The sequence below is a fragment of the Sphingomonas sp. genome, from assembly GCF_042096255.1.
Classification (GTDB): Bacteria; Pseudomonadota; Alphaproteobacteria; order Sphingomonadales; family Sphingomonadaceae; genus Sphingomonas.
Genome location: NZ_JBELLZ010000128.1, coordinates 1 through 7,094, shown reverse-complemented (window position 1 = coordinate 7,094; position 7,094 = coordinate 1). Strand labels below are relative to the sequence as shown.

The window sequence follows — 7,094 nt, the reverse complement described above, 5'->3', positions numbered from 1 at the left end:
CCGATCGACGTGCTGATCACCGGCGTCGGCACCGGCGGCCACATCACCGGCGTCGCCGAGACGCTCAAGAAGGTCTGGCCGAACCTGAAGGTGTTCGCGGTCGAGCCGCAGGCCTCGCCGGTGATCGCGGGTGGCCAGCCCGGCCCTCACCCGATCCAGGGCATCGGTGCGGGGTTCATCCCGGCGAACCTTCACACCAAGGTTCTGGACGGCGTGATCGAGGTCGATGCCGCGGTCGCCAAGGACATGGCCCGCCGCGCCGCGCGCGAGGAAGGCATGCTGGTCGGCATCTCCTCGGGCGCCACCCTCGCCGCCATCCTCCAGAAGCTGCCCGACCTGCCCGACGGCGCGCGCGTGCTCGGCTTCAACTACGACACCGGCGAGCGCTACCTGTCGGTGCCGGACTTCCTGCCGGAAAGCTGAGCCACGGCCCATCAACCTTGTGTCCCCGCGACGGCGGGGACCCAAACTGGGCTCCCGCCTTCGCGGGAGCACATCCTTGCTTAAGCGATCCGATTGCGCCGCATCCGCCCCCTCCACCTCATCCTCGCCCTGATCGCGCTCGCCGCGATCGCGCTGCCGCTCGCGGTGATCCGCTGGGCGCCGCCGCCTCTCCCGCCGCGCCCCAAGGCTGTGGCTCGCCCCAAGACGGTCGTCCCACCCACCGTTCTCCCCGATGTCGAGCCGGTCGAGTACCAGAACCTCGCCCCCGCCGATGCGCGCGCGCTCAACGCCGGGGTGCCGTTCGTCGCGGATGGCGTCGAACCCGCCCGCCCCTATCGCATGCTGGGCGGGGCGGACGAGGTCGCCCGCGCTACCGACTGCCTCGCCGCCGCTGCGTTCTACGAGGCGGGGGATGATGCGGTCGGCGAGCAGGCGGTGGCGCAGGTGGTGCTCAACCGCCTCCGCCACCCCGCCTTCCCCAAGAGCGTGTGCGGCGTCGTCTTCCAGGGGGCCGAGCGCGCCACCGGCTGCCAGTTCACCTTCACCTGCGACGGCGCACTGCGCCGCACGCCCTCGGAAGCGGCGTGGCGCCGCGCCCGCGAGATCGCGTCGCGCGCCTTGTCCGGCCATGTCGACAAGACCGTCGGCCTCGCCACCCACTATCACACCGACTGGGTGGTTCCCTATTGGTCCAGCAGCCTCGACAAGATCGCCGAGGTCCACACCCACCTGTTCTTCCGCTGGACCGGCTGGTGGGGCACCCGCCCCGCGTTCAACCGCACGCCACTGCTCGCCGAGCCGCCGATCGCCAAGCTCGCCTTCCTGTCGGACGCGCACAAGCTGGGCGCGGCGCTCGCCGATGCCGACGGCGCGGTGCTCGCCGCAACACCCTTTTTTGGCCGCACGGCGATGCCACTGCCCAGCGAGCCGAACACCTTCATTACCAGCCTAAATCCCGCCCAGGCGGACACCTTCGCCGCCATGGCGCAGGCCTCCTGCGGCGAGCGCGAGCGGTGCAAGTTCATGGGCTGGACGGATGTGGAGGCGATGCCCTTCACCGCCGCCATGTCGCCGCAGCAGATGGCGGCGATGTCGTTCAGCTACCTGCGCGACCGCGGCGCCAATCTCGAACGCACCTTGTGGAACTGCCGCGAGTTCAAGCGCGCCGCTGGCCAGTGCATGAAGCGCGCCGCGATCCGCATGGCCCCGCCGCCGCCCGTCGCCGACGAGGAACCCGCCCGCGGCCCGGCGGAGCTGGAAGGTGTGCGGAGGAAGCCGGTGCCGATGCCGGAAGCTGCAGCAACCAACGGCGGGTCGAGTCCCAGCCAACAACCCTGAACCGTCGCCGCGGACCTGATCCGGGGCCCCGCTGTCTTGCCTCAGCCGAGAAGACAGAAAGAAGCGGAATTCCGCGGGATGACGGAGGAGGTGATTGAACCGGTGCGCCTGTTCTTCGACATCTTTCGAGAGCAGGATCGATCCTTCACATCCGCACGATCCGGTGCCCCAGCCGTTCCGCCTCCTCCGGATCATGGGTGACGATCAGCATCGGCAGGCCGGTCTCGTCGCGCACCCGCTCGATCGCGCGCATCGCCTCCTCGCGCCGCCCGCGGTCCAGTGACGCGAGCGGCTCGTCGAGCAGCAGGAAGGCGGGGTCGCTGAGCAGCGCGCGCGCGATCGCCACCCGCCGCGCCTCGCCGCCCGAAAGCGTACGCGGCCAGCGATCCAGCAGATGCGCGATGTCCAGCGTGTCCGCGATCGGCCGCGGATCGGCCCCGCGCGGCGCACCATACAGCAGGTTGGCGCGCACCCGCAGGTGCGGGAACAGCCGTGGCTCCTGGAAGACGTAACCCGCGCGCCGCCGCTCGGGCGGCAGGTTGACGCGGTCGCCGAACAGAGTCCGCCCCGCCACGCGCACATGCCCCGCGTCGGGCCGCAGCAGCCCCGCCACCATGTGCAGCACGCTGGTCTTGCCGACGCCCGAGGGGCCGAACAGCACCGTTGCGCCGCCATCTACGGCAAAGGCGCACGCCACCTGCGCCTCGCCCCGGCGCAATGTCACGTCCACGTCAAAGGACATGCACGCCCCGCCCCGCCCTTCGCGCCAGCAACTCGGACGCGACCAGCGCCGCCAGCGACAGCGCCACGGATACCGCCGCCAGCCGCCACACCATCGCCTCGCCGCCCGGCCGCTGAAGCGCGGCATAGATGGCGAGCGGCAGGGTCTGCGTCTCGCCCGGCACGTTGCTCACGAAGGTGATCGTCGCGCCAAATTCACCAATCGACCGCGCAAAGCCCAGCACCGCGCCGGCCAGCACGCCGGGCAGCGACAGCGGCAGCGTGATCCGCACGAACGTCTGCCATCGCCCCGCCCCCAAAGTCCGCGATGCCTGTTCCAGCCGCCGGTCCACCGCCTCGATCGACAACCGGATCGCGCGCACCATCAGCGGCAGCGCCATCACCCCCGCCGCGATCGCCGCGCCGGTCCAGCGGAACAGCACGCCCGTACCCAGATCGGCGAGCACCCGCCCCGCCGGCCCGTTCGGCCCGAAGGCGAGCAGCAGCAGCCACCCGGTCACCACCGGCGGCAGCACCAAAGGCAGATGCACCGCGGCGTCGAGCACCACCTTGCCCGGGAAGCGCCCGCGCGCGAGCAGCCAGGCGAGCGCGAACGCGACCGGCAGCGCCGCCAAAGTCGCGACGCCGCCGACCAGCAGCGACAGCGACACGATCTGCCAGACCGCGCCGTCGCTCAACGCGGGCTGAAGCCGTAGTGCGCGAAGATCGCCTTGCCCGCACGCGAGGTCAGAAAGCGCCGGAAGCCCTCCGCCTCGGGATTGGCAGACGCTTTCAGCCGCGCCACCGGATAGGTGATCGGCGGATGGCTGCTCGTCGGAAATAGCCCCGCCACCCGCACCTTCGCCGAGGCCTTCGCATCGGTCGCATAGACGATCCCGAACGGCGCCGCGCCCCGCTCCACCAGCGCCAGCGCCGCGCGCACGCTCTCGCCGCGCACCACATGCGGCGCCACCTGCGCCCAGGCGCCAAGCTTCTCTAGGGCGGCCTTGCCGTACTTGCCCGCCGGCACCGCATCCGGATCCGCCATGGCCACCGGTCCCTTGGCCAGCGCCGCCGCAAGCGTGGCCACACGCAGCCGGTCACGCCCGCCTGCCGGCTGCACCACCACCAGCCGGTTGCCCAGGAAGGTCGCCCGCGTGCCCGGCGCCAGCAGCCCGGCCTTGTCCAGCACGTCCATCCATTCCTGATCGGCCGAGGCGAACAGGTCCGCCGCGCCGCCCGCCTGCACCTGCCGCGCCAGTGCCGAGGAGGCGGCGAAGGAGATCACCGGCCGCGGATGCCCCTGCTTCGCCCAGGCATCCGCCGCCGCGGTCATCGATTCCTGCAGGCTCGCCGCCGCCAGCACCAGCGGGCCCTTGCGCTGCGCCTCCGCCGGGCCGCCCAGGATTGCGCCCAGCACCATCGCGCACGCGACGAGAAATCTCATGGAAGCGCTCCCTTTCCGCATTTTGCGGCATATAGAAGGATCGCGCCGGCAGGCCAGCCGGCGTGTCTAGGGGTAGAGATGTGCGGTTCATCTTCTCGGCGTCGCTTGCCGCGGCGCTCCTGTTCCCGTGCGCCGTACAGGCGGAGGACGGCAAGCTCGACGTCTCGCTGGAGATCCGCGCCCGCGTCGAGGCGCTGGACGGCCAGTTCCGCCCGGGCGTGGCCGACTCGGACGTGGCATTGCTCACCCGCGTGCTGCTGGCCGCCGAATATGATGCAGGCCGGATCCGCATCGGCGGCGAGATGATCGACGCGCGCAGCTTCTTCGAGCGGACCGGCTCCTCGGTCTCGACCACCGAGGTCGACACGCTGGAGCCGATCCAGGCGTACATCGCCACCGACCTGTCCGACCAGGCGAAGCTGATCGCCGGCCGCTTCACGCTCAATCTCGGCTCGCGCCGCCTCGTCGCGCGCAACGCCTTCCGCAACACGATCAACAGCTTCACCGGCGTGCAGGCGGTGCTGGGCGACAAGGCGCGCGGCGCCACCCTGTTCTGGATGCTGCCCCAGGCCCGCCTGCCCGACGAGCCCGACCGGCTCCAGGACAATGGCCAGGCGCTCAACCGGGAGCGCGGCGCGCCGCGTTTCTTCGGCGCCTATGGCCATGCCGACCTGCCCGGCGCGGGCGAGGTGCAGGGCACGCTCCTGCGCCTGGCCGAGCGCGACGATGCGGACATCCCCACCCGCAACCGTCACCTGTGGACCGCGGGTTTGCGCCTCGTCCAACTGCCGAAAGCGGGCACCTTCGACTGGGATGTGGAAGGCGCCTACCAATGGGGCCGCGCCCGCCAGTCCACCGCCGCCACCGACCGGATCGACCGCAAGGTGGCTGCCGGCTTCGTCCATGCCGAGGCGGGCTACACCTTCCGCTCCGGCTGGCAGCTGCGCCCCGCGCTCGGGCTTGATTTCGGCTCTGGCGACGGATCGAGCGCGACATTCACCCGCTTCGACCCGCTCTATTCCGCCCGCGGCTTCGATTTCGGCCCGACCAGCTATTATGGCGCCCTGAGCCGCACCAACATCGTCAGCCCCTTCGCGCGGCTGGACATGAAGCCCGGCAAGCGCAGCGACGCGCAGGTGACCGCCCGCCCTCTCTGGCTCGCCTCCGCGACCGATCAGTTCGCGGTCACCGGCGTGCGCGACGCGGCCGGCGCGGCCGGCAAATGGGCCGGCATGCAGATCGACGCCCGCGTGCGGCGGACGCTCGCCGAGAAGCTGCGGCTCGCGGTCGGCGCGCTGATCCTCGCCAAGGGCCGCTTCCTGGAGGACGCCCCCAACGCCCCGCAGACCGGCGACACCCACTATGCCTATGTCGAGCTGACCGCCGGCTTCTGAGCGGATCAGTACCGCAGCTTCAGCCCCGGTCGCGCCCAGCGCGTCTTCACCAGCCGGCCGGTTCCCGAAAGCGTGATGAACGCGTCCCTCATGTCCGCCCCGCCGAAGCAGATGTTGGTGGTGAACACGTCGTCGGTCGCCACGAACTCCACCAGTTCGCCTGCCGGCGAGACCACGCTGATCCCGCTCTCGCCGATCGTGGCGACGCAAATGTTGCCGCCCGCCTCCATCCCCAGCGAATCGAAGAATTTGTACCCCGCCGGCCGGTAGAGCGGGATGCCCGGCCCGCCCGGCCCCGCATCGGGCGCGACCTTGCCGGGCGCCGTCACCACGAACTTCATCAGCCGGCAGGTGTAGGTTTCCGCCGCATAGAGCGCGTCGCCCGCGGGCGAGAGGCCGATGCCATTGGGGTTCTGGCTGGGGAAGATCACCTCCTCCAGGTGGCTGCCGTCCACCTTGGCGTAGAAGATGCCGACGACATCATGGCAGCGCTTCGCATAATCCACCTTGCCGTGATCGGTGAACCAGAAGCCGCCGTGATCATCGAAGACGATGTCGTTCGGCCCGCGCAGCGTGCAGCCGAAGTCGCCCGACTTGTAGAGCGTTTCCACGTCGCCGGTCTCCGGGTCGATCCGCTCGATTCGCCCGCCGGCATAGTCCGCCGCGATCCCGTGCGGCGCCAGCATGCCGCGATTCTCCACCCAGCTGAACCCGCCATTGTTGCAGCAATAGAGCTTGCCGTCCGGGCCCATCGCCAAGCCGTTGGGTCCGCCGCCCGGCTCCGCCACCGTCTCCTTGCGCCCACCCGGGTGCACCCGCGTGATCCGCCCCGGTTCGATCTCCGCCAGCACGATGCTGCCATCGGGCATCCACACCGGCCCTTCCGGAAACCGCAGGCCATCCGCGACGAGCGTGAACTCCGCCATCATCCTCTCCCTCGCTTTGTTTTGCGGGCATCGTAGCCGCACGCTAAGCGGAGTCCATGACCCAGCTTCGCACCGGTGGCCGCATCCTCGTCGATCAGCTCGTCGCCCAGGGCTGCGACCGCATCTTCACCGTGCCGGGCGAGAGCTTCCTCGCCGTGCTCGACGCACTGGTCGACACGCCCGAGATCGAGGTGATCACCTGCCGGCAGGAGGGCGGCGTCGCCTTCATGGCCTGCGCGGACGGCACGCTGACCCGGCGCCCCGGCATCGCCTTCGTCACCCGCGGCCCCGGCGCGACCAATGCGTCGATCGGCGTGCATGTCGCGATGCAGGATTCGCAGCCGATGATCCTGTTCATCGGCGACGTCGATCGCGGCACCCGCGATCGCGAGGCGTTCCAGGAGATCGACTTCGCGGCAATGTTCACGCCGGTCGCGAAATGGGCCGCGCGGATCGACGATGCGCGCCGCATCCCCGAATATGTCGCGCGCGCCTATGCCGTGGCGGTGAACGGCCGCCCCGGCCCGGTGGTGCTGGCGCTGCCCGAGGACATGCTGCTCGATGCTGTGGAGGCGATCGATCGCCCGCGGGTCGAGCCGGTGGTGCAGGCGCCCGATCCCGAGGCGATGGGCCAGCTCGCCGACCTGCTCGCCACCGCCGAGCGGCCGGTGGCGATCGTCGGCGGTGCGGGCTGGGATCAGGCCGCCGGGCAGGATATCGCCGACTGGGCGGTGCGCACCGGCGTGCCGCTGGTCGCCGCCTTCCGTCGGCAGGATGCGATCCCCAACGATTGCCCCGCCTACGCCGGCAATCTCGGCTACGGCC

Annotated in this window: 8 protein-coding genes; 4 read left to right on the top strand and 4 right to left on the bottom strand. The window is 70.8% G+C overall.

Annotation, left to right across the window (positions count from 1 at the left end; all coding sequences use genetic code 11):
- Both ACFDTH_RS16585 and ACFDTH_RS16580 read left to right on the top strand, forming a co-directional pair.
- A partial coding sequence (locus ACFDTH_RS16585) for a pyridoxal-phosphate dependent enzyme (RefSeq protein ID WP_375288670.1) occupies window positions 1–423 on the top strand: 423 nt, incomplete at its 5' end.
- A gap of 93 nt (window positions 424–516) precedes the next feature.
- Complete coding sequence (locus tag ACFDTH_RS16580) at window positions 517–1,782, top strand: cell wall hydrolase (RefSeq protein WP_375288669.1); 1,266 nt, start codon at window positions 517–519, stop codon at window positions 1,780–1,782.
- A gap of 145 nt (window positions 1,783–1,927) precedes the next feature.
- Here ACFDTH_RS16580 and ACFDTH_RS16575 read toward each other — a convergent pair whose 3' ends face one another.
- The 3 genes from ACFDTH_RS16575 to modA are packed head-to-tail and all read right to left on the bottom strand — an operon-like array spanning window position 1,928 to window position 3,949.
- Entirely contained in the window at window positions 1,928–2,524 is a 597-nt protein-coding gene (locus tag ACFDTH_RS16575) for an ATP-binding cassette domain-containing protein (RefSeq protein ID WP_375288668.1), read from the bottom strand.
- Entirely contained in the window at window positions 2,514–3,200 is a 687-nt protein-coding gene (gene modB / locus ACFDTH_RS16570) for a molybdate ABC transporter permease subunit (RefSeq protein WP_375288667.1), read from the bottom strand. The genes ACFDTH_RS16575 and modB overlap by 11 nt, the downstream gene beginning before the upstream one ends.
- A complete protein-coding gene (gene modA / locus ACFDTH_RS16565; protein WP_375288666.1) occupies window positions 3,197–3,949 on the bottom strand; it encodes a molybdate ABC transporter substrate-binding protein in 753 nt (250 codons plus the stop codon). The genes modB and modA overlap by 4 nt, the downstream gene beginning before the upstream one ends.
- A gap of 80 nt (window positions 3,950–4,029) precedes the next feature.
- Here modA and ACFDTH_RS16560 point away from each other — a divergent pair, with 80 nt between their 5' ends.
- Window positions 4,030–5,343 (top strand): alginate export family protein, encoded by a 1,314-nt coding sequence (locus ACFDTH_RS16560; protein ID WP_375288665.1) that lies wholly within the window; start codon window positions 4,030–4,032, stop codon window positions 5,341–5,343.
- Window positions 5,344–5,348: 5 nt separating this feature from the next.
- On the opposite strand, the gene ACFDTH_RS16555 is transcribed toward ACFDTH_RS16560, so the two are convergent.
- Entirely contained in the window at window positions 5,349–6,269 is a 921-nt protein-coding gene (locus ACFDTH_RS16555) for an SMP-30/gluconolactonase/LRE family protein (protein ID WP_375288664.1), read from the bottom strand.
- Between the two features lie 56 nt (window positions 6,270–6,325).
- On the opposite strand from ACFDTH_RS16555, the gene ACFDTH_RS16550 reads away from it, so the two are divergent.
- Window positions 6,326–7,094 (top strand): thiamine pyrophosphate-binding protein (locus ACFDTH_RS16550; RefSeq protein WP_375288663.1); only part of this gene is annotated, 769 nt, incomplete at its 3' end.

Bases quoted from the DNA above. Each gene is read 5' to 3' on its own strand.
- ACFDTH_RS16575 (WP_375288668.1), bottom strand. From the start codon at position 2,524: ATGTCCTTTGACGTGGACGTGACATTGCGCCGGGGCGAGGCGCAGGTG.
- modA (WP_375288666.1), bottom strand. From the start codon at position 3,949: ATGAGATTTCTCGTCGCGTGCGCGATGGTGCTGGGCGCAATCCTGGGC.
- ACFDTH_RS16555 (WP_375288664.1), bottom strand. From the start codon at position 6,269: ATGGCGGAGTTCACGCTCGTCGCGGATGGCCTGCGGTTTCCGGAAGGG.